The 21,178-nt window shown below is 72.2% G+C and carries 20 protein-coding genes; 8 read left to right on the top strand and 12 right to left on the bottom strand.

Annotated features, from left to right (window positions below):
* Nucleotides 1-15: 15 nt before the first annotated feature.
* A complete protein-coding gene (locus ACIRFL_RS21080; RefSeq protein WP_404030380.1) occupies nucleotides 16-1,593 on the top strand; it encodes a serine/threonine-protein kinase in 1,578 nt (525 codons plus the stop codon).
* A gap of 4 nt (nucleotides 1,594-1,597) precedes the next feature.
* Here ACIRFL_RS21080 and ACIRFL_RS21075 read toward each other — a convergent pair whose 3' ends face one another.
* A complete protein-coding gene (locus ACIRFL_RS21075) occupies nucleotides 1,598-2,401 on the bottom strand; it encodes an SGNH/GDSL hydrolase family protein (protein WP_404030378.1) in 804 nt (267 codons plus the stop codon).
* Between the two features lie 315 nt (nucleotides 2,402-2,716).
* On the opposite strand from ACIRFL_RS21075, the gene ACIRFL_RS21070 reads away from it, so the two are divergent.
* From ACIRFL_RS21070 to ACIRFL_RS21060, 3 genes are all read left to right on the top strand, one after another.
* Entirely contained in the window at nucleotides 2,717-3,925 is a 1,209-nt protein-coding gene (locus ACIRFL_RS21070; RefSeq protein WP_404030376.1) for a S8 family peptidase, read from the top strand.
* A gap of 196 nt (nucleotides 3,926-4,121) precedes the next feature.
* Complete coding sequence (locus tag ACIRFL_RS21065) at nucleotides 4,122-5,216, top strand: DUF5925 domain-containing protein (RefSeq protein ID WP_404030374.1); 1,095 nt, start codon at nucleotides 4,122-4,124, stop codon at nucleotides 5,214-5,216.
* Between the two features lie 162 nt (nucleotides 5,217-5,378).
* A complete protein-coding gene (locus tag ACIRFL_RS21060; protein WP_404030372.1) occupies nucleotides 5,379-6,149 on the top strand; it encodes a DUF72 domain-containing protein in 771 nt (256 codons plus the stop codon).
* Between the two features lie 59 nt (nucleotides 6,150-6,208).
* Here ACIRFL_RS21060 and ACIRFL_RS21055 read toward each other — a convergent pair whose 3' ends face one another.
* Nucleotides 6,209-6,580, bottom strand: coding sequence for a GntR family transcriptional regulator (locus tag ACIRFL_RS21055; protein WP_404030370.1), 372 nt, complete (start codon nucleotides 6,578-6,580; stop codon nucleotides 6,209-6,211).
* Nucleotides 6,581-6,651: 71 nt separating this feature from the next.
* Here ACIRFL_RS21055 and ACIRFL_RS21050 point away from each other — a divergent pair, with 71 nt between their 5' ends.
* Both ACIRFL_RS21050 and ACIRFL_RS21045 read left to right on the top strand, forming a co-directional pair.
* Nucleotides 6,652-7,581 (top strand): GNAT family N-acetyltransferase, encoded by a 930-nt coding sequence (locus tag ACIRFL_RS21050; RefSeq protein WP_404030368.1) that lies wholly within the window; start codon nucleotides 6,652-6,654, stop codon nucleotides 7,579-7,581.
* On the top strand, nucleotides 7,562-8,062 hold the full coding sequence (locus tag ACIRFL_RS21045) for a DUF402 domain-containing protein (protein ID WP_404030498.1): 501 nt from the start codon (nucleotides 7,562-7,564) through the stop codon (nucleotides 8,060-8,062). The genes ACIRFL_RS21050 and ACIRFL_RS21045 overlap by 20 nt, the downstream gene beginning before the upstream one ends.
* A 17-nt stretch (nucleotides 8,063-8,079) precedes the next feature.
* Here ACIRFL_RS21045 and ACIRFL_RS21040 read toward each other — a convergent pair whose 3' ends face one another.
* Nucleotides 8,080-8,691 (bottom strand): class I SAM-dependent methyltransferase, encoded by a 612-nt coding sequence (locus ACIRFL_RS21040; protein WP_404030367.1) that lies wholly within the window; start codon nucleotides 8,689-8,691, stop codon nucleotides 8,080-8,082.
* 138 nt (nucleotides 8,692-8,829) lie between these two features.
* On the opposite strand from ACIRFL_RS21040, the gene ACIRFL_RS21035 reads away from it, so the two are divergent.
* Nucleotides 8,830-8,964: a hypothetical protein gene (locus tag ACIRFL_RS21035; RefSeq protein ID WP_404030366.1), complete on the top strand. Its 135-nt coding sequence runs from the start codon at nucleotides 8,830-8,832 to the stop codon at nucleotides 8,962-8,964.
* A 17-nt stretch (nucleotides 8,965-8,981) separates the two neighbouring features.
* Here the strand turns inward: ACIRFL_RS21035 and ACIRFL_RS21030 are convergent, their stop codons facing one another.
* Nucleotides 8,982-9,431 (bottom strand): GNAT family N-acetyltransferase, encoded by a 450-nt coding sequence (locus tag ACIRFL_RS21030; protein ID WP_404030364.1) that lies wholly within the window; start codon nucleotides 9,429-9,431, stop codon nucleotides 8,982-8,984.
* Between the two features lie 183 nt (nucleotides 9,432-9,614).
* Between ACIRFL_RS21030 and ACIRFL_RS21025 the strand changes: the two genes are divergently transcribed.
* On the top strand, nucleotides 9,615-10,646 hold the full coding sequence (locus ACIRFL_RS21025; RefSeq protein ID WP_404030495.1) for a lytic polysaccharide monooxygenase: 1,032 nt from the start codon (nucleotides 9,615-9,617) through the stop codon (nucleotides 10,644-10,646).
* Between the two features lie 486 nt (nucleotides 10,647-11,132).
* On the opposite strand, the gene ACIRFL_RS21020 is transcribed toward ACIRFL_RS21025, so the two are convergent.
* The 8 genes from ACIRFL_RS21020 to ACIRFL_RS20985 all read right to left on the bottom strand — a co-directional run bounded on the left by ACIRFL_RS21020 (nucleotide 11,133) and on the right by ACIRFL_RS20985 (nucleotide 21,073).
* Nucleotides 11,133-12,107, bottom strand: a complete 975-nt coding sequence (locus tag ACIRFL_RS21020; RefSeq protein ID WP_404030362.1) for a DNA polymerase thumb domain-containing protein — start codon at nucleotides 12,105-12,107, stop codon at nucleotides 11,133-11,135.
* Complete coding sequence (locus tag ACIRFL_RS21015) at nucleotides 12,104-15,604, bottom strand: DNA polymerase III subunit alpha (RefSeq protein WP_404030361.1); 3,501 nt, start codon at nucleotides 15,602-15,604, stop codon at nucleotides 12,104-12,106. The genes ACIRFL_RS21020 and ACIRFL_RS21015 overlap by 4 nt, the downstream gene beginning before the upstream one ends.
* 154 nt (nucleotides 15,605-15,758) lie before the next feature.
* Nucleotides 15,759-16,553 (bottom strand): MerR family transcriptional regulator, encoded by a 795-nt coding sequence (locus tag ACIRFL_RS21010; RefSeq protein WP_404030360.1) that lies wholly within the window; start codon nucleotides 16,551-16,553, stop codon nucleotides 15,759-15,761.
* Between the two features lie 15 nt (nucleotides 16,554-16,568).
* A complete protein-coding gene (locus tag ACIRFL_RS21005) occupies nucleotides 16,569-17,330 on the bottom strand; it encodes an ABC transporter permease (RefSeq protein WP_404030359.1) in 762 nt (253 codons plus the stop codon).
* A complete protein-coding gene (locus tag ACIRFL_RS21000) occupies nucleotides 17,327-18,136 on the bottom strand; it encodes an ABC transporter ATP-binding protein (protein WP_404030358.1) in 810 nt (269 codons plus the stop codon). Before ACIRFL_RS21000 ends, ACIRFL_RS21005 begins: the two co-directional genes overlap by 4 nt.
* A 132-nt stretch (nucleotides 18,137-18,268) precedes the next feature.
* Nucleotides 18,269-18,535: a hypothetical protein gene (locus ACIRFL_RS20995; protein WP_404030356.1), complete on the bottom strand. Its 267-nt coding sequence runs from the start codon at nucleotides 18,533-18,535 to the stop codon at nucleotides 18,269-18,271.
* Between the two features lie 421 nt (nucleotides 18,536-18,956).
* A complete protein-coding gene (locus ACIRFL_RS20990) occupies nucleotides 18,957-20,036 on the bottom strand; it encodes a S1 family peptidase (protein WP_404030355.1) in 1,080 nt (359 codons plus the stop codon).
* A gap of 233 nt (nucleotides 20,037-20,269) precedes the next feature.
* Complete coding sequence (locus tag ACIRFL_RS20985) at nucleotides 20,270-21,073, bottom strand: slipin family protein (RefSeq protein WP_404030353.1); 804 nt, start codon at nucleotides 21,071-21,073, stop codon at nucleotides 20,270-20,272.
* Between the last annotated feature and the right edge of the window lie 105 nt (nucleotides 21,074-21,178).

The raw sequence follows: 21,178 nt of genomic DNA, 5'->3' as shown, positions 1-21,178 counted from the left end.
CGTGAGGGGGCACCCGTGTCGGAAGAACCGGGCAACGAACCTGTGATCGCGGGCCGTTACCGTCTGCTGGCCCCGCTCGGCGAGGGCGGCATGGGGACCGTGTGGCGGGCGCGCGACGAGGTGCTGCACCGCGAGGTGGCGGTCAAGGAGGTGCGGGCCCCGGCCGGGCTGCCGGACACGGACGTGGAGCGGATGTACGCCCGGCTGGAGCGCGAGGCGTGGGCGGCGGCCCGGGTCGCGCACCGCAATGTGGTGACGGTGTACGACGTGGCGGTGGAGGGCGGCCGGCCGTGGATCGTCATGGAGTTGGTCCGGGGCCCGTCGCTCGCCGACCGGCTGGCGGCACAGGGCCCGCTGCCGCCGCAGCGCGCCGCGCGGATCGGCGCCGAGGTGCTGGCCGCGCTGCGCGCCGCCCACGAAGCCGGGGTGCTGCACCGGGACGTGAAGCCCGGCAATGTGCTGCTGGGGAGCGAGGGCCGGGTGGTGCTCACCGACTTCGGCATCGCCACCGTGGAGGGCAGCTCCGCGCTGACCATGACCGGTGAGATGGTCGGCTCCCCCGAATTCCTCGCTCCGGAGCGGGCGTTGGGGCGCACCCCGGGGCCCGAGTCGGACCTGTGGTCCCTGGGTGTGCTGCTGTACTCGGCGGTCGAGGGCGTCTCGCCGTTCCGGCACGACACCCCGCTGAGCACCCTGCGCGCGGTGGTCGACGAGGAGATGCCGGCGATGCGCCGTGCGGGTCCGCTGGCCCCGGTCGTCGAGGGGCTGCTGCGCAAGGATCCCGCCGAACGGCTGCCGGCGGATCTGGCAGAGCATCGGCTGCGGCTCGTCGCGGCGGGCGGCATGCCGCGCCCCGGCACGGCGTACGCACCGACGGCCACGACCCGGCCGGTCCGGCCGGACGTGAACGGGCCGATGCCGGTCCGCTCCGAGGGCACGCAGGCCCCGGCGGCGACCGCCCCGGCGCGCGGCCGTCGTACCGTGGTCGTCCTGGTGGCGGGCGTGCTCGCCGTGGCGCTCGGGCTGGCCGGGCTGACGTACGCCCTGCTGAACCGCGACGGCGGCAGGGGCGGCGGCGCGGCGAGCGACGGCGGCCCTGGGAGCGCTTCCGGCTCCCCGGCACCGGGCGGCGGCACCGGTTCCGGCACCCGGGACACTCCGCCCGTAACGAGCGCCAGCCCGTCCGGCACCCGTCCCGCCCAGTCGGTGCGGGTCACCCTCACCGGCGCCGATACGCGCTATTCCGGGGCCTGTCCGCCGCCGGCCGCGCACGCGCCCGCGTTCACGGCGACGTTCACCGTGGGGCGGCTGCCCGCGCAGGTGGAGTACCGGTGGGTCGCAAGGAGCGGGTCGGTCGTGGACCCGGGGTGGCAGACGCTGGCGTTCCCGGCGGGCGGCGGGCTCACGCGGCAGGACAAGGTGGTGGTGACCGCCTCCGCCGGGAGCGGGACGACCGAGAACGCGATCAGCGTTCAGGTACGGGCTCCGGTGCGCACGACGTCCGACGCCGTGCCGTTCTCGCTGACGTGCACGGCGACGGAGACCCCGACGGGCGGGGCCTCCGCTTCGGACTCGCCGTCCGACACGCCCTGAGGGATCAGGCGTTGTTGCTGAGCACGGGCAGGTAGCCGAGGGACTGGCCGCCCGCGGTGGGGTGGTACGACTCGCCGATGTTCAGCCAGTTCACGCTGTGCAGCCAGGAGTTGCCGGAGCAGATCTCGTGGCCGGTGAAGGTGGTGCGGACGTCGCCGAAGACGAAGCCGTAGGCGGCGGCGCGCTGGGCGATGACGCTGTTCATGTAGTCGGACGCGTCGTTGATCGCGGACCGCTTGGTCTCGGAGAGGCCGACGCACGACGTGCCCAGCTTGTAGAAGCGGGGGTAGCCGATGACGACGACCCGGGCGGACGGGGCCTTGGACCTGATCGCCGAGTAGACGGTGTTGAGCTTGCCGGGCAGCGTCGAGGCGACATAGGACCGGGCGGTGTTGATCCGGGACAGGCAGCCGCTGTCGTCGCTGAGCACACAGGTCGTCATGACGTCGGCGAAACCGGCGTCGTTGCCGCCGACGGTGATGGACACGAGGCCGGTGGTGGAGTTGAGCGAGCCGAGCTGGGTCGCGAGGACGTCGTCCGTGGTGGCGCCGGAGCAGGCGTTGAAGGCGAAGGACGAGGGGGAGTTGTAGGCGTTCCACAGGTAGGGGTACGCCTTGGTGCTGCGGTCGCAGCTGCCGCTGGAGCTGATGTAACTGCCCGCGCCGACCCCGGAGGAGTAGGAGTCGCCGAGGGCCACATAGCCGCCGGCCGCGGTCGAGGACGCCTGCGCCGTGGCGGCCCCGGTGAGGGCGAGGCCGACCGCGAGAAGTATCGAGGTCAGATACGCGGTAAGTCGGGAACGTCTCATGGAACCTCCCTTTAGCAGGATCTCTGCCTCAACTTTGGTACCAGCTACGCGTGTTGACTGGAAGTGTTCATGCCAATACTTTTCAGGTCCGGACGCGATCGACCCCGCTCGTTACTACCCGTTTGATTGCATGTTCATGACAGGTTCGTTGACAGCTCGTCAACTCCCTTGATCTACGCCCGTAGCAGACCCACCCTTTACTCAGCCCCGGGATGGAACGCAACGTTCCAGGGCCGTGCGGGCGATCCCGCCCGCACCCCCCACAGCAGCGCGCCGCACCCGGACGCGCTCCGCCAAGAGGAGGACCCCCTCGTAATGGCACAACTGCGTAGCAAGAAGTTCCGCCTCGCCGCCCTCACCGGCGTGGCCGCCGCCGCCCTCGTGGGCGGGCTCACCGCGCTCCCGGCGCACGCCGCCCCCGCCACCGGCACGGTGCTCGCCGCGGACTCCCCCACCGCGGTGAAGGGCAGTTACATCGTCACCCTGAAGAAGTCCGCCGGTTTCAAGGCCACGTCGAGCACCGGCAAGGGGCTGATCAAGGAGTACGGCGGCACGGTGAAGAAGACGTTCGGCGCGGCGCTGAACGGCTACACCGCGAACCTCTCGGCGGCCGCGGCCGCCAGACTCGCCGCCGACCCGGCGGTCGCCTCCGTGGAGCAGAACCAGACCGTCCGGCTGACCGACACCACCCAGTCCAACGCCCCCTGGGGCCTGGACCGCGTCGACCAGACCTCGCTCCCACTGTCCGGCACCTACACCTACCCGGACAGCGCGGGCAGCGGCGTGACCGCGTACGTCATCGACACCGGCGTACGCATCACACACAGCCAGATCAGCGGTCGCGCCTCCTACGGCTACGACGCGGTGGACGGCGACAGCACGGCCCAGGACGGCAACGGCCACGGCACCCATGTGGCCACCACCATCGCGGGCTCCACCTACGGCGTGGCCAAGAAGGCGAAGATCGTCGCCGTCCGCGTGCTCAACAACAGCGGCTCGGGCACCACCGCCGGCGTCATCGCGGGCATCGACTGGGTGACCGCCAACCACAGCGGGCCCTCGGTCGCCAACATGTCGCTCGGTGGCGGCGCCTCGTCCACGCTGGACGCGGCCGTGCGCAACTCCATATCCAGCGGCGTCACTTACGCGGTCGCCGCGGGCAACAACGGGCTCAACGCCTCCTCGTACTCCCCCGCCCGGGTGAGCGAGGCGATCACGGTCGGCGCCACCACCAGCTCCGACGCCAAGGCCAGCTACTCCAACTACGGCTCGATCCTCGACCTGTTCGCGCCCGGCTCCTCCATCACGGCGGGCTGGAACACCAGCGACACCGCCACCAACACCATCTCCGGCACGTCGATGGCCACCCCGCACGTCGCGGGTGCCGCGGCCGTCTACCTGGCGGGCCACACCTCGGCCACCCCGGCCCAGGTCGCCACCGCCCTGGTGAACGGCGCCACCTCCAACGTGCTCTCCAGCGTGGGCACCGGCTCGCCGAACAAGCTCCTGAAGATCGTGCCGTAACACCGGTACGCGCCCATCGGACCACCCGTTCCCCGGAGGCAGCCGGCGCCTCCGGGGAACGTGCGCTCCGGTGCCGGCCGGGCCGCACCCCGTAGAGGCGCGGGGGAGGAATCGGTGGATCGTTCGCATGGCCGACACTCCGGGCCCACTTCGGAAACCGGGTGCGCACCGGGCCCGTGTGCCCGATCATGGCGGCATGTCTGCGAACCCACACGACGCTCTGCCGATCCGGCTCAACGTCGACGACTCCGACTCGCCGTCCGACGTCGTCGACGCGCTGTTCCTCGGCCGCTTCGCGACGGGCGAGCAGCCGTACTCACACGCCGTCAACATCGACCGGGTCCGCTCCGGCGCGACCCTGCTGCCGCGGGACGCCCGGGTGCTGCGCGTCGCACGGGACGAGGACCGCAGCGCGACCCTCGCCGAGGGCGACGGCTGGACCCTGCTGGTCTCGCGCTGGAACCGGGGCGCCGACGTCACGGTGACCGCGACCACCGCGGAGCTGGCGAAGGAGATCCTGGAACGGGCCACGGACGGCGCGGCGGACGAGCCCGAGCCGCAGCCGGAGAACGTGACGATGGGTTTTTGGTACGTGTCCCCGAGGCGCGGCCCGCACCGCACCACCCGCCAGATCTCGGCGGGCACCTGGGAGGAGGTGCGGCCCAACTACACGGCGCCGGTGGCGGAGGCCATGGACCGGCTGATGAAGACGACCCCCGAGGACATCGCGGGCCGGCTGCTGCTGCTCCACGGCCCGCCGGGCACCGGCAAGACCTCCGCGCTGCGCACGCTGGCCCGCTCCTGGCGGGACTGGTGCCAGGTCGACTGTGTGCTGGACCCGGAGCGGCTGTTCGGCGACGTCGGCTATCTGATGGACATCGCCATCGGCGAGGAGGACGCGGCGGGCAAGGGCCGCTGGCGGCTGCTCCTGCTGGAGGACTGCGACGAACTGATCCGCGGCGAGGCCAAGCACACGGCCGGCCAGGCGCTGTCGCGGCTGCTCAACCTGACCGACGGCCTGCTGGGCCAGGGCCGCAACGTGCTCGTCGGTGTCACCACCAACGAGGACCTGGAACGGCTGCACCCCGCCGTGGTCCGTCCCGGCCGCTGTCTGGCCCGCATCGAGGTGGGGCCGCTGACCCACGGGGAGGCGGTGGCCTGGCTGGGCACGGAGCAGGGCATCGGCCGCGACGGCGCGACGCTGGCCGAACTGTACGCACTGCGCCGCGGCACGACCCCGACATCGGTACCGGGCGCCCGCGAGTCATCGGACGCAGGCCTGTACCTGTGAGCCCCCAGGGTCCAGAGCTGAAAGCCCCGCCCGGGGCCATCACGGGGGTCGGGGCCAGGGCAAGACCGCGGCCCAACGGGCGGAGCCGTCCCACAAGCCGCAGGTGAGGCCCCGGCACACCGGCGCCCCCCTACCGGGTCAGGGTGGTGTTTTGATGGGGGTATGACCTTGTTCGTCGGTACGTCGGGGTGGCAGTACCGGGACTGGCGGGGCGTGCTGTATCCGGCCGGCCGGCCGATGCGGGTGTGGCTGGAGGAGTACGCCGCGCGCTTCGCCACCGTGGAGATCAACAACGCGTTCTACCGGCTGCCGACACGGGAGAACTTCGAGCGCTGGCGGGACCGCGTACCCGCGGACTTCGTGGTCGCGGTGAAGGCCAGCCGCTACCTCACCCACATCAAACGGCTGCGCGACCCGCAGGAGCCGGTGGGGCGGCTGATGGGCAGCGCGGCGGGCCTCGGCGACCGCCTCGGCCCGGTCCTGCTCCAACTCCCGCCGACCCTGCGCGCCGACCCGTACCTCCTGGACGCGTGCCTGGCGTGCTTCCCCTCCGGCACCCGGGTCGCGGTCGAGCCACGGCACGACTCCTGGTGGACGCCGGACACCCGTGCGGTCCTGGAGCGCCGGGGCGCCGCCCTGTGCTGGGCCGATGTCCTCGCCCACCCGGTCACCCCGCTGTGGCGCACCGCGGACTGGGGCTACGTCCGCTTCCACCAGGGCCGCGCCCGCCCCTGGCCGCGCTACGGCCGGCGCTCCCTGGAGACCTGGACCGACCGCATCGCCACCACCTGGTCCATCACGGAGGACGTCTACACGTACTTCAACAACGACCCCGGCGGAGCCGCGGTGCGGGACGCGACGGCGTTCGCCGCGACGGCGGCCAGGGCCGGCCTGCCGACCACCCGCACCCCCGCCCTGACGACACACGGCTGAGCCCCCGCGTGCCCCCGCGCATCCCGTCGGCGCGCCCCAGGCCGCCCACCGGCTCCGCCTCACCCCGCCCCGTAGGCGGCACGCAGCGCGTCCCGTACCGCGGCCAGGGCCGCCGCCTCGTCCAGGCCGAGACGGCGGGCCCGTTCCGCATAGGTCTGTGCGGCGGCCGCGGCCTCGCGTGCCGCGGCCGAGCCGGCCGCCGCCACGAACGTGCCGTTGCGGCCCCGCGTCTCGATCACCCCGTCCGTCTCCAGCGCCCGGTACGCCTTGGCCACGGTGTTCGCCGCCAGACCCAGCGACTCGGCCAGCCCGCGCACGGTCGGCAGCCGGTAGCCCACCGGCAGCACCCCGGACCGCGCCTGCTCCGAGATCTGGGCCCGCACCTGCTCGTAGGGCGGTGCGCTGTCGTCGATGCGGATCTTCAAGGTCACGCCGTGATTCTCCCGCACCCGCCGGAAAATGAGGGGCACCCGGGTCCCGGTCCCCCGTAGCGTGCGACCCCATGACTGTGCTCGTGCGCGATCTGCGCCCCGACGTGCGTGCGGACCTGGACGGCTTCGTCCGGGTCCGGCACCGTGCTCTGCCCTTCGTCCTGTTCACCCCGGAATCCGTCGCCCACGACATCGCCCACGCCCACCCGGAAGCCCATCTGCGCAGGCTGGTCGCGGAGGAGGACGGCGAGATCATCGGCACCGCCCAGGTGGGCATCGCCTACGACAGTCCGGAGCCGGGCCAGGGCTATGTCAACGCGTACGTCGACCCGGAGCGGACCCGGCGCGGCGCGGGCGGGCTGCTGGTGCGCGTCGCCGAGGAGCATCTGGCGGACCGGGGCGCGCGCCGTCTGCTGGCCTGGGTGCTGGACGGGCCGGGCAACTTCGCCTTCGCCGAACGGCACGGCTACCGGGCGGGCCGTTCCGCGCACTTCCTGCGGCTGGATCTGGCGCATACGACGCTGCCCCCGTTGCAGGACCCGCCGCCGGGCGTGGAACTGCGCAAGGGCTCGGACTTCGCCGACGACCCGCTCCCGTTGTTCCGGCTGGACGCGGAGACGATGGCGGACGAGCCCAGCGACCTGGACACCGAGTTCACGGACTACGGGGCCTGGCTCGACGAGACCTGGCGGCACCCCCTGTTCAGCCCGGAGCTGACCTCGGTGGTGCTGGTCGACGGGCGCCCCGCCGCGTTCAGCGCGGCCCGCACGGACGGCGGGCACCGCTACGGCACCGTGATGACGGGCACCGCGCGCGCCTTCCGGGGGCGCGGCCTGGCCAAGCTCGCCAAGAACGACTCCCTGCACCGTGCCCGCGCCGCCGGGCTCACGGAGGCGTTCACCGGCAACGACGCCGGAAACGGCCCGATGCTCGCGATCAACACATGGTTCGGTTACCAGGTCTGTGCGACGGAGGTGCGCCATATCCGGGAACTCGGCTGACGCCGGCCGACAGTTGGAGGTCGTCCTGGTCAAGGGCGGTCGTACGAAGATCCGTTACCCGGCCGAGCTGCTGCGGGACGACGGCACCCGGATCGTGGTGCGCGCCCCCTTCGCCGGCGGCACGGTCCGTGACTTCGGCTTCGTGCGCTTCGCGCCGGGCGATGTGTTCACCGAGTACTACTGGCGGGACCGCTGGTACGCGGTGATGGAGGTCCGCGACCCGGCGGGCGTGCTCAAGGGCTGGTACTGCGACATCGCCCGGCCGGCCGTGCTGTCCGGCACGCGGCTGGTCGTGGAAGACCTCGACCTGGACCTGTGGCGCTCCGCGGACGGCACGGACGTACGACGGCTGGACGAGGACGAGTTCGCGCAGAGCGGGCTGGCCGGCCGGGATCCCGAGGCCGCGGCCGCCGCCGCGGCCGCGCTCGACGAACTGGAGGCGCTGGCCCGTACGGAAGACTTCGAGGCGCTGCTGGCCTGACCCGCCGCCGGCCCGGGTCATACCGTCGCCACCACCGCGTACCGCTCGTCCGTCACGGGGCCGCCCCACAGCGCGGGCTCGTGGGACAGCGGGTCCACGCGCACCTGGGAGACGAGCGGTTCCAGGAGCGCGGTCAGCCGGGCGGCGGGTATGCCGACCGGGGAGAGCGTCCCCCACACGCCCTCGACCAGCACCAGCCGTCCGCCCGGCCGCAGCAGCCCGCTCCAGTGCCGCAGCACGCGGGCGGGTCCGGGCAGCGTCCACAGCACATGCCGGACGAGGACGGCGTCGAAGCGCCACTCCCCCACCGGGGGCGTGGCCGCGTCGCCGACCAGGAACACCGCGTCGCGCCCCGCCGTCTTGGCGCGGGCCAGGTCCACCATCGCCGGGGACAGGTCGACGCCGGTGACGCGGTGGCCCCGCTCGGCGGCGAGGAGCGCAAGGCTGCCGGTGCCGCAGCCGAGGTCGAGCACGTCGGCTGGGCGCCCGGGCAGCCAGGCGCGGAGTCTGGCGGCCCAGGCCGCGCGCACCTCGGGGTCGCGCAGCCCGTGGTCCGGCTCGTCGTCGAAGGTCGCGGCGGCGTCCCAGTCGACGCCCGCCGCCGTCCCGCGGTCGCTCTCGTCCGTCATGCCCCCAGGGTGACACCCGCCACTGACAGTCCGGGCGTGACAGCCGCCACTGACAGACCACCGCCGATGAGCCACCCTCGCCGCAAGGGCCCGCCACCGCGGAAGCGCGGATTCCGGCAGGCCCCGAAGGAGGCAGCCATGCGCCGCGCGACCGTGCAGAAGCCCCTGAAGAAGTCGGACACCCGCCGGGTCCGCGAGGAAGCCGAGGCGCGCCCCGCGGGGCGCCGGGAGGTCCGCGAGGACATCGCCCGCACCTGGTGGCCGGACGGCTGACCGTTCGGCGGCCCACATCACTCCAGCCGCTTGCGGTAGTGGACGCGGTCGTAGGGGCCGTCCACGCGCCGCTCCACCTCCTCGTATCCGTACTTCGGGTAGATCCTGCGGTTCTCCCACATCAGGGCGTTCGTGTAGAGCCTGATCTCGGGCAGTTGCCGCGCACGCGCGTGTGCGTCCACGAATCGCAGCAGCCGGCGCCCGACGCCCCGGCCGTGCGCGTCAGGACGCACGGCGATGCTGTCGAGGAAGAGGTGGTCCGGGCGCGCCTCGACCACGACCAGGCCGATGACGGGATCGCCGGTGACGAACACCTTCCCCTGGGCGACGTTCGCCGCGTGGTCCGCCTCCATGGGCTGCGGCACCACCTCGATGCGCTCGATGTAGGGGCGGTAGGCCGCGTCGGTGACGGCACGGACCGCCGGTACGTCGGCGGCGTGCGCGGGGCGGACGGCGTCGTTGGTCATGGCGCGCACGGTACCTGCCTGAGCGCAGCCTGAGCAGTCCCTTAAGCGGACCATAAGGATCTCCCCCGACCGCCTCCAGCAGGCGATTTCCCGGTTTCTTCGGGCTAGTTTCTGATCGCCCCCCGCGGGATCGACCCCACCCCCGAAGACCGTAGGAGTTCCCCCATGCCCGTACGCCGCCAGGTGCCCGCACGCCGTACGGCCGCGGCCGTCGCCGTCCTCGGCGCGGCACCGCTCGCCCTGACCGCGCTCGCCGCCGCGCCGGCCGCCGCGCACGGCTCGATGGGCGACCCCGTCAGCCGGGTGTCGCAGTGCTACGCGGAGGGACCGGAGAGCCCCGGCTCTGCGGCCTGCCGTGCGGCGGTCGCGGCCGGCGGCACCCAGGCGCTCTACGACTGGAACGGCATCCGGATCGGCGACGCGGGCGGCCGGCACCAGGCGCTGATCCCGGACGGCCGGCTGTGCAGCGCGAACAACGACGAGTTCAAGGGGCTCGATCTGGCCCGCGCGGACTGGCCCGCGACGGGCGTGCGCAGCGGCTCGTACACCTTCAAGTACCGGGTGACAGCGCCGCACAAGGGCAGGTTCGACGTCTACCTCACCAAGCCGGGCTACGACCCGGCCAAGCCGCTCGCCTGGGCCGACCTGGACCTGGCGCACCCGGTCGCGACGGCCACCGACCCGGTGGCCTCGGGCGGCTTCTACACGTTCTCCGGCACGCTCCCCGAACGCTCCGGCCGGCAGCTGCTGTACGCGATCTGGCAGCGCTCGGACAGCCCGGAGGCGTTCTACTCCTGCTCCGACGTCACCTTCGGCGGCGGGAGCGCGAACGGCGGTGGCAGCGGCGGGGGTTCGGGGACGGGTGGCGGTGGCGGTGGCGGCGGTGCCGACACGTCCGTGCCGAGTGGGTCTGCGCCGAGTGGGTCTGCGCCGTCCGAGAAGCAGATCGCGGCCGGTGCCGACAAGTCGACGGTCGAGCACCATGGCCACGGGGACGACGACGCGGGCACATCGGCGGAGCCGGCGACGGCCGCGGGCGGCGCCTCGGCCAACGAGCCCAAGGCCGCGGGTGCCTCGGCGAACCTGGCCGAGACCGGGGCGGACGGCGGTACGCCGTATCTGGCGGCCGGTGGTGCGGCGGTGCTGTCGCTGGGCTCCGCGGCGCTGTTCCTGTCGGTACGGCGGCGCGCGGCGGGGGGCCGGCGCGGTCACTGAACGGACCTCCGGGGTCCGACCGGCGGCTCAGTCCGGTCGGACCCCGGACCCACCGTGCCCTCCCGGTCGGGTCAGCTACCCACCGTGGGGCGTCATGCCGTCGCCGGGTGCGGCTGCGTCGTGGTTGAGCGCGCAGTTCCCCGCGCCCCTTCAGGGCGCCAATCCGCCACCGTGCCCTCGCGGCCACGTCGGCCACACGCCGTGAAGCGTCACGCCGTCACCCGAGTGCGGCTGCGTCGTGGCTGAGCGCGCAGTTCCCCGCGCCCCTTCAGGGCGCCAACCCGCCACCGTGCCCTCGCGGCCACGTCGGCCACACGCCGTGAAGCGTCACGCCGTCACCCGAGTGCAGCAGCGTCGCAGTTCCCCGCGCCCCCTTGGGGCCCGGACGCCCGCCGTAAAACGTCACGCCGTCGCCCGGGTGCGGCAGCGTCGTGGTTGAGTGCGCAGTTCCCCGCGCTCCTTTGGGGCGCCGACCCGGGGGGTGGGTCAGGAGGCCAGGGTGGCGGGGAGGGCTGCTTGGGGGCCGAACTTTGCTCGTGCTCGGTCGGCCACCTCCTCGATCCGGCGGACCTTCTCGTCCACCGCGTCGAAGGTGAGCTGCCAGGAGGCTTGTTCGGCCGGGGCAAGGCCCTCCGCGCGCAGGACGAGCGCGCGGACCCGGGCGCGTTGCAGACCCAGGGCCTCGTACATGCCGTACGCGGCCCGCGTCAGGGCCGGCGAGTGTGCGGTCGGCTCCTTGAGGGTGCGGCTGCGGGTGGTCGAGGTGCGGTCGGCGTAGCGCACGGTGAGGGTCAGGGTGCGGCAGACCTTCTCCAGGGCGCGCAGCCGTGCGCCCAGTTCACCGGCGGCCGAGAGCAGCGCACGACGGTGTCGGTCGGGGTCCAACTCGTCGAGGGGGAAGGGGTGTTCGGCCACGAGGGAGCGGGATACCGCGTTCGGGACGACCCGGCCGCGGTCGATGCCGTTCGCCTTCTCGTGCAGCTCGCGGCCCGCCTTCGCGCCGACCAGCCGCTGGAGCGTGGACAGCGGTGCGGCGGCGACCCGGCCCAGGGTGTCGAGTCCGTACCCGCACAGGGTGCGGGCGGTGGCCGCGCCGACCCCGGGGAGCGCGCCGACGGGCCGGTCGGCAAGGAACTCCGCGGCGCCGTCCGGGCCTTCGGGGACGGCCCCGGTCACCCCGGGCCGGGCGTCCCGCAGCGCCATGCGGGCCAGCAGCGGGCCCGGCCCGGCGCCGATCGCGCAGTCGACGCCGTACAGCGCGAGGGCGCGGACCCGGATCACGGCCGCCAGGTCGACGGCGCTTCGGCCGAAGTACCGCTCGGCGCCCCGCAGATCGGCCAGTGCCCCGTCCGGCGGCAGCGCCTCGACGACCGGGGTGAACTCCTCCAGCAGCCCGAGCAGCCCCGGCAGGGCCGCCTCGTACATCGGAGGCAGCTGGAAACGTACGCAGAGAATGGTCATCCCGCACTCCCCGGACTCTGGTGCCACAACTTCTTTCCCCCCGCCGGGTCCTCGCCCGCGGGACGCAGATCGGCCCAGGGGTGCATCTCGTACCCCGTGGCCATGCGGATGGTCCGGCCGGGCGCCGAAGGGGCCGCCTCAGCCCGTGGCGCGGGCTCCGCCAGCCGCGCCGCCACCTGGTCGAGCCCGCCCTCGGCGCGCAGTTCGACGAGTTCGGCGAGGTTCCAGGCTGCGGCGCCCACCACGCTGAGGCTGCGCGGGCCGCGCCGCTGCACCACCCCGCGCACCAGCAGCAGCCAGGAGTGGAAGACGGTGTGCGCGCAGGCGTCGTGGGAGTCGTCGAAGAAGGCGAGGTCGACCAGGCCCGTGCCGTCGTCCAGGGTGGTGAAGATGACGCGTTTGCCGGAGCGGACCGGCGGGGTCTGGGTGGCCGCCTTGGCGCCCGCGACCAGTACGGTCTCGCCGTGCGGTGTCTCCCGCAGCCGGCGCGCGGAAACCACGCCCAACTCCCTCAGGAACTCCCGGTGGTCGTCCATCAGATTGCGCGAGGCGTCCATGGACAGCACACCCAGTTCGGCGCTGAGCCGTTCCGCCGAGGTGAGGTCGGGCAGCCCGGCGGAGGCGGTCTTGCGGCCGCCGGCCAGAGGGAGTTGGCCACCGCCGCCGCTGCGGGCGCCCCGGTGCAGCTCGGCCAGATGGAGTTGCAGGTCCCGGCGGTTGGCGCCGAACGCGTCCAACGCGCCCACTTGAGCGAGCCGCCCGGCCAGTGGCCTGCTGGGCCGGGCCCGCTCCCAGAAGTCCAGCAGGGAGGCGTAGGGCTGTCCGTCCGCGATCCGTGCCGCCTCGGCCTCGCTGATGCCGTGCACGTCACAGAGGGCGAGCCGCAGTCCCCAACGCCCGCGGGACGCAGCCCGTTCGGGCGTGGCCGACCCGCCCGATTCAGACACCAGTTCGATGCGATGGGTGACCCCGGACCGGTTCACGTCCAACGGCAGGATCGGCACCCCGCGCCGTCGCGCGTCCGCCAGCAGCAACCGCTTCGGATACATCCCGGGGTCATGGGTGAGCAGCCCGGCGTAGAAGGCGGCCGGGTGATGCGCCTTCAGCCACGCCGACTGGTACGTCGGTACGGCGAACGCCACCGCGTGCGCCTTGCAGAAGCCGTACGAACCGAACGCCTCGACGATCTCCCAGGTGCGCTGGATCGTTTCTGCGTCGTATCCGCGCTCCGCCGCGTGCCGGGCGAACCACACCCGGATCCGGCCCTGCGTCTCCGGCTCGGACAACCCGCGCCGCACCTGGTCCGCCACGCCCCGCCCGCAGCCGGTCATGATGGCGACGATGTCGATGATCTGCTCGTGGAAGACGACGACCCCGTAGGTGTCGCGCAGCGGCTTCTCCAGGTCCGGGTGCGGGTAGCGGACCGGCGCCCGTCCGTGCCGTGCCTCGATGAACGGCCGCACCATGTCGGCGGCGACCGGTCCTGGCCGGAACAGCGATATGTCGACGACCAGGTCGTGGAAGTCGGCCGGCTGGAGCCGCCCCACCAGGTCCCGCTGGCCCGGCGACTCGATCTGGAAGCAGCCCAGCGTCTCGGTGGAGCGGATGAGTCGATAAGTCGCCGGATCGCCCTGCGCGACCGCGTCCAGATCGATCCGCTCCCCCGTCGCCCGCTCCACCTCGGCGACCGCGTGCGCCATCGCCGACTGCATCCGCACGCCCAGCACATCGAGCTTGAGCAGCCCCAGGTCCTCCACGTCGTCCTTGTCGAACTGCGCCATCGGGAACCCCTCGCCGCTGGTCGGCACGACCGGCGTACGGGAGAGCAGGGAGGCGTCGGACAGCAGCACCCCGCACGGGTGCATGGCGACCCCGCGGGGCAGGGCGTCGAGCGACTCGACCAGGTCCCACAGCCGGTCGTACCGCTCGGCGTCCCGCTTCGACTCCCCGGCCAGCCGCCTCAGTTCGGGCAGTTCGGCCAGGGCCGCGCGGGCGTCGCGGGCACGGATGTGCGGGAAGGACTTGGCGATGCGGTCGATGTCGGCCGGGTCCATGGACAGGGCCGCGCCCACGTCCCGGATCGCATGGCGTACCCGGTACGTCTCCGGCATGGCGACGGTCGCCACCCGCTCGGTGCCGAACCGGTCGATGATCGCGCGGTAGACCTCCAGGCGGCGCGCGGACTCCACGTCGATGTCGATGTCGGGCAGCACGACCCGCTCCTTCGACAGGAAGCGCTCCATCAGCAGCCCGTGCTCGATCGGGTCGGCGTGCGCGATGCCGAGCAGATGGTTGACGAGGGAGCCCGCACCGGAGCCGCGCGCGGCGACCCGGATACCCATCTCCCGTACGTCGTCGACGACCTGAGCGACCGTCAGGAAGTAGGAGGCGAAGCCGTGGTGGGCGATGATGTCCAGCTCGTGGTGCATCCGCTCCCAGTAGGCGCGTCGGCCGGTGTAGCCGCGCAGCACCATGCCCGCCGCCGCCCGGGAGGCCAGGGCCCGCTGGGCGGTGCGGCGGCCTGCGCCGACGAGGTGCGGCTCGGGAAAGTGGACGCTGCCGATGCCGAGGTCGTCCTCGGGGTCGACCCGGCAGTCGGCGGCCGTGGCCCGGGTCTGCTCCAGCAGGCGGTGGGCGGTGTCACGGCGGTAGCCCGCGGCTGTCACGATCCGCTCGGCGACGCCCAGCATGGCGTCCGCGTCCTTCAGCCATGCCTCGCCGGAGTCCCGTTCCTTCGCCGGGTCGATCGGGACCAGCCGGCGGGCCGCGTCCAGGACGTCGGCGACCGGGCCCTGCCCGGGGTCGGCGTACCGGACGGCGTTGCTGAGCACCGGCCGGATCCGCTGTTCGGCGGCGAAGCCGACGGCGCGGGCGGCCAGCCGCAGGGAGCCGGGTCCGGTGCCGGTGCGGCCGTGCCAGACGACCTCGAGGCGCAGGGCGTCGCCGTAGATCTCGCGCCAGGGACCGAGCAGCCGGGCGGCGCGGTCCGGGCGGCCCGCGGCGAGGGCGCGGCCGACGTCGGAGGCGGGGCCGAGCAGCACGGTCAGGCCGTCGCCGTGATTGCCCGACCAGGGCAGCAGCGGGGTGCCCGCGGTCCGGTGCGCATCCCGCCCGGACGGGGCCGGGTGCGTCGGGGAGTGGGCCGCGGTGACCAGTCGGCACAGGTCGGCCCAGCCGTGGGCGCCGTCCCGGGCGAGGAAGGTCACCCGGGGTGCCGACTCGTCGATGAAGGCACCGCCGCGCACCGGCGCGCGGCGGTGCGCCCGCCGTACCGCCTCCGGCTCGCCCACCGCCAGTTCGACGCCGAACAGCGGCCGGACGCCCGCCCCGGCGCAGGCCTTGGCGAAGCGGACCGCGCCGGCGAGGGTGTCGCGGTCGGTGAGGGCGAGGGCGTCCATGCCGCGCTCGGCGGCGCGCTCGGCCAGCCGCTCCGGGTGCGAGGCGCCGTAGCGCAGGGAGAATCCGGAGACGGTGTGCAGATGCGTGAAACCCGGCACACGCACCTCCCGCACTCGTGAGCCCCGACCGACTCTCGAACATCAGTTCCCTACCCTCGCACCCCACCATACCCCCATTCCCGAACATCTGTACGACACCCACCCGGGCGCCCCTCACCTGCACAAACGCCGTCCAGCTCCGTGACCCGCCACCTCAGGACGGTGGCTGCAGATAAGTCTTGAGTCGGTCGGCAGGCACTCGCTCGATGCGGGTCCAGCCCCTCCAGCCCCGCTCCTCCAGGATCGCCAACAACCGCGCGGCGCCCGGTGCGGACTGGAGCACGGCCGAGTCCATCAGGGCGACGAACTGGTCGTCGAAGCCGTCGTCACCCACCTCGCCGGCCTCGACGGCACGAATCATCAGGCGCTCCAGGAGGTCGGCGACCTCGACGAACCGCGGATCGTCGGCCGGCCAGTCGAGTGACCCGCCGAGAAGGCTGTAGAGCTTCACCATGTCGGGATCGTCCAGTTCCTCGTGCTTCTTGACGATCACGGCGTCGATCAGGTCGGGCACCTGGGCGGCGATCATGATCCAGGCATCCCGCTCCATCTCGATGTACCGCTCCTCGACGCCGAGACCGCGCAGCCGGTCGAGGTAGTCCACGACGCCCTGCGGGAGCGCCAGGTGCTCTCCGGCGGCAAGCCGGGCAAGCCGTCTGCGGGTCTCCTGCAGCCGCCGGATCTCGGCACGCAGTTCCTTGTCGACCTCCTGGACGCCGGCGGCGAACTCCTCCGGGCCGGCGTCGAGGAGTTCCTGCACCCTGGCCAGCGGCACACCGGCATCGGCCAGGGTGTGGATCCGGATCAGTCGCACGACCGCGGCAGCGTCATAGGTCCGGTACCCGGACCGGTCGCGCTCGGGCTCGGGCAGCAGCCCGATCTTGTGGTAGTGGCGTACCGCCCGTACCGTCACCCCCGCGTGCGCCGCCAGCCGGCTGATGGTGAGCATGGGTCCCAGCCTGCCTCAGGCGATCTTCCGGCGATAGGCGATCATCGCGAAGACGTACGCCACGACGAGGATGCCCACACACCAGCCGAGCGCGATCCAGATGTCATCGCCGACCGGCTGCCCTGCGAACAGAGCACGGATCGTGTCGACGATCGACGTCACCGGCTGATGCTCGGCGAACCAGCGCACCGGGCCGGGCATCGTCCTTGTGGGCACGAACGCCGAGCTGACGAACGGCAGGAAGATGAGCGGGTAGGCGAACGCGCCCGCTCCCTCGACCGACGACGCGGAGAGCCCGGGGATCACGGCGAGCCAGGTCAGCGCCAGGGTGAACAAGAGCAGGATCCCGGCGACCGCGAGCCATGCCGGCACTCCTGCCTTTGAGCGGAAGCCCATGAGCACAGCGACGCCCACGACGAGCACGAGCGCGATCAGGTTGGCGACCAGAGAGGTGACGACATGGGCCCACAGCACACCCGACCGCGCGATCGGCATGGACTGGAATCGCTCGAAGATCCCGCTCTTCACATCGGTGAACAGCCGGTACGCGGTGTAGGAGATGCCCGAGGCGATGGTCATCAGCAGGATGCCGGGCAACATGTAGTTCACGTACGGAACCGACCCGGTGTCAATGGCGCCGCCGAACACGTAGACGAACATCAGCATCATGGCGACCGGCGTGATGACGGTCGTGATGATGGTGTCCATGCTGCGTGTGACATGGCGCAGGGTCCGCCCCGTGAGCGCGGCAGTGTCGCTGAAGAAGTACGCGGTCATCCTTGTCCCCCGGTTGTCGTGCCAACGGCGTCGCTCTTGTCGCCGCCGCCGATGACCGCGAGGAAGATCTCCTCCAGAGTCGGCTGCTTCTCGACGTATTCGACCGTGGCGGGCGGGAAGAGCTGCTTGAGCTCGGCGAGGGTGCCGTTCACGATGATCCGACCCTGGTGGAGGATCGCGATCCGGTCGGCCAGTTGCTCGGCCTCTTCCAGATACTGCGTGGTGAGCAGCACCGTCGTTCCGTGGCCGGCCAGCTCCTTGACCGCATCCCACACCTCGATGCGCGCCTCGGGGTCGAGCCCGGCCGTCGGCTCGTCCAGGAAGATCACCGGCGAATTCCCGATGAGGCTCATCGCGATGTCCAGTCGGCGGCGCATCCCACCCGAATACGTGGACACCTTCCGCGCGCCCGCCTCGGTCAGCGAGAAACGCCTCAGCAGGTCATCCGCGATCGCGCCCGGGTCCTTGAGGTGGCGCAGCCTGGCGACGAGGGCAAGGTTCTCCCGACCGCTGAGGATCTCGTCGACGGCCGCGAACTGCCCGGTGAGACTGATGGACTCCCGCACGTTCGCCGGTTGCGTGGCGACGTCGAAGCCATTGACGCTCGCCGTCCCCGCGTCGGCCTTCAGGAGCGTGGCGAGGATCCTCACGGTCGTGGTCTTGCCCGCCCCGTTGGAGCCGAGCAGGGCGAAGATGCTGCCCGGCGCCACGTCGAAGTCCACACCGCGCAGCACTTCGAGCTTCCCGTACGACTTCTCAAGACCCTGCACGCGCATCGCCGGACCGGCGATCGTCTGGGCCGTCATGGTCATCTGCCTCCTTTGCGGAGCTGTCCCACGCGGCTGCGCGGACAGCCCTGCCGGAAGGATGGAGGGTTGACCCAGCGTCAAGGTCAAGCCGGCTCCGACCAGTCACCGTTCCCCGGGCCCGGCCCCGCATCACCCGGCAGGTTCGATGTCGAGGACGGCGGCCGCGTCACGGATGTCGACGACCTTCAGGCTCATGGCGTTGTTGATGGTCGCGGCGGGTCCCTCGCCGCAGCTGAACCCGACACCGCCTGCGCCCTCCGACGACACGCCGCCGCCACCGGAACAGCCCGAAACGCTGTAGCCCGAGCCTGTCACCTGGGCGGCCATGTCGACCTTGCCGTCGGCAATCGCCGTCACCTTGATCGGCCCGAGGCCGTACCTTTCCGGCACTGTCACGACGTCTCCCACGACGACCTTGATCTCGCACGTTCCGTCAGCACACGGCCCGGACGGCGAGGGAGACGGCGTGGCCGTCCCTGTGGACTCGGACGCCGGCCTGGATCCGGACCTGCTGGGCCGGACCTCAGCGGTCGACCCGTCCGAAGAATCCGATGAACACGACGTGAGAGCGGCACACACGCAAACGACAACACCGACGACGGCAGCGGCGGATGACGTTCCTCTACGCATCATGAGTTCATTGAACCGCCCGCCGCCCGCCGCCCGCCGCCCGGGCAGGTGTACCCCAGGACGTCTCCGGGGACGTTCGCCACCGCGCCGTGCGCAACGCCGCACCAAAGCAGCGAGGACGACCGGACCATCGGCAGAAGTCCCGCCCCCCGTGTGGGGCGGGACTTCTGCGTGGGGGTGAGGTGGCTCAGCCGATCGTGGTGCCGGTTGCTGACAGCGCCTCCGTGACCGGCTGGAAGAAGGTCACGCCGCCGGAGGTGCAGTCGCCGCTGCCGCCGGAGGTGAGGCCGATGGCGCTGCTTCCGGAGAACAGTGAGCCGCCGCTGTCACCTGGCTCGGCGCACACATCGGTCCGGATGAGACCGCTGACCGTGCCCTCCTGGTAGTTCACGGTGGCGTTCAGACCGGTCACGGTGCCGGAGTGCACCTGGGTGGTCGAGCCGCTGCGGGTCACGCTCATGCCCACGGTGGCCTCGGCCGCGCCGGTGATCTGCTGGGCGGATCCGTCGTAGAGGTCGACCTCGCTCGGATGGTCGACGTCCGCGGTGTACTTCACCAGACCGTAGTCATTGCCCGGGAAGCTGGACTGCTCGTTCTGGCCGATCACGGTGCCGGACGAGTCCGACCAGGTGGAGATGGCCTCGGTGCAGTGCCCGGCGGTCAGGAAGTACGGCTGCCCGTCCTTGACCACGTTGAAGCCGAGCGAGCAGCGCCCGCCCGGGCCGGTGATGGCGTCGCCGCCCGCGATGAAGGGCTTGAACTCCCCCTTGGACCGCTGGAGTTCGGCCGTGCCGCCGAGCCCGTCGACCACCTCGGCGAGCTTGGCCCAGGCGGCCTTGGAGACGGTGCGGTCGGCGGTGACGACGACCTTGTTGCCGACCGGGTCGATCGCCCAGGAGGTACCGGGCACGGTCGCGTCCCGCTTCAGCGTCGCCCGGGCGCCGTCGAGTTCGGCGAGCGAGTTGGCGACGAGTCTGGCCTTGGCGCCGGCCGCCTCGGCGGCCCGGGCCGCGCTCTCGTCGAGCACGTTGACCACGAGGTGCTTGGCCTGCGCGTCGTAGTAGCTGCCCGCGCTGTCGCCACCGAGGTCGCGCAGGAGCGCGGAGGCGAGCTTTCCGGCCGCCGGGGCCGACAGGACCTGGGGCGCGGCGCTCTTCGCAGGCTCGCTGGCGTTCGCAGTCTGGAAGGTGACACCCGCTGCGACCAGTGCGGCGATTCCCGCGCCCGCCACGGCGATCCGCCGCCTGGGTATGCGTCGGTGCTTCAACTCACGTCCTCCTGTGGGGGGATGACCCGAAGAGGTAGTGGGGACCTCACGGGCCGGAAGGCTGGTTGACGGGCGCCTACTATTCCGAGGCCCACAGGGAGCACACAAGGTCGACTTCAGGACGCGCGTACGACGGCCGCGCACGCCCCCACCGTTTCGACCGCGCACCGTCGTCGCAGGAGATTCGCACCGCAAACACTACGTGCGAGTAACTGTTCGGCGGACGGTGACTTTCACCCCTGGCCGGAACTCGACCCTCCGGGCGCCTGGGGCAGTTGCTGCTGCGCCTTCTCCAGGAACCGCAGCAGCTCCACCGGGAAGGGCAGTACCAGCGTGGAGTTCTTCTCGGCGGCCACCGCCACCACCGTCTGCAGCAGCCGCAGTTGCAGCGCGGCGGGAGTGTCGGCCATCTGCTGCGCCGCCTCCGCCAGCTTCTTCGACGCCTGCAGTTCGGCGTCCGCGTTGATGACCCGGGCCCGCCGCTCGCGGTCCGCCTCGGCCTGCCGGGCCATGGACCGCTTCATGGTCTCGGGCAGCGACACGTCCTTGATCTCGACCCGGTCGATGCTGACGCCCCACTCCACGGCCGGGCTGTCGATCATCAACTCCAGGCCCTGGTTGAGGTTTTCCCGGTTGGACAGCAGATCGTCCAGCTCGCTCTTGCCGATGATGGACCGCAGCGAGGTCTGCGCCATCTGCGAGACCGCGAACCGGTAGTCCTCGACCCGGACGACCGCGTCGGCGGGCGAGATCACCTGGAAATAGACGACGGCGTCCACCCGTACGGTCACGTTGTCGCGGGTGATGCCCTCCTGGGCGGGCACGGGCATCGTGACGATCTGCATGTTCACCTTGCGCAGCCGGTCCACGAACGGGACGACCAGGGTGAGTCCCGGTCCGCGGACCTCGGGGCGGAGCCGGCCGAGCCGGAACACCACACCGCGCTCGTACTGTTTGACGACCCGCGCCGCCGCCATCACGTACACCGCACCGGCGGACACGAGGGCCGCCCCCGCCGCCACCAACTCCTCGACCATGCCGGCCCCCAGGGGTCCGAAGGGGGGTGCCGGGAGAGCACCCCCGCCCTTCGAAGGTAACCCCGGTGGACGGACAAGAGGGAGCCCCCGCACGCCGGTTGCGTG

Origin of the sequence: Streptomyces sp. NPDC102462, from assembly GCF_044765425.1 — a bacterium.
Taxonomy (GTDB): domain Bacteria; phylum Actinomycetota; class Actinomycetes; order Streptomycetales; family Streptomycetaceae; genus Streptomyces.
This window is presented reverse-complemented; position numbering and strand designations above follow the sequence as displayed.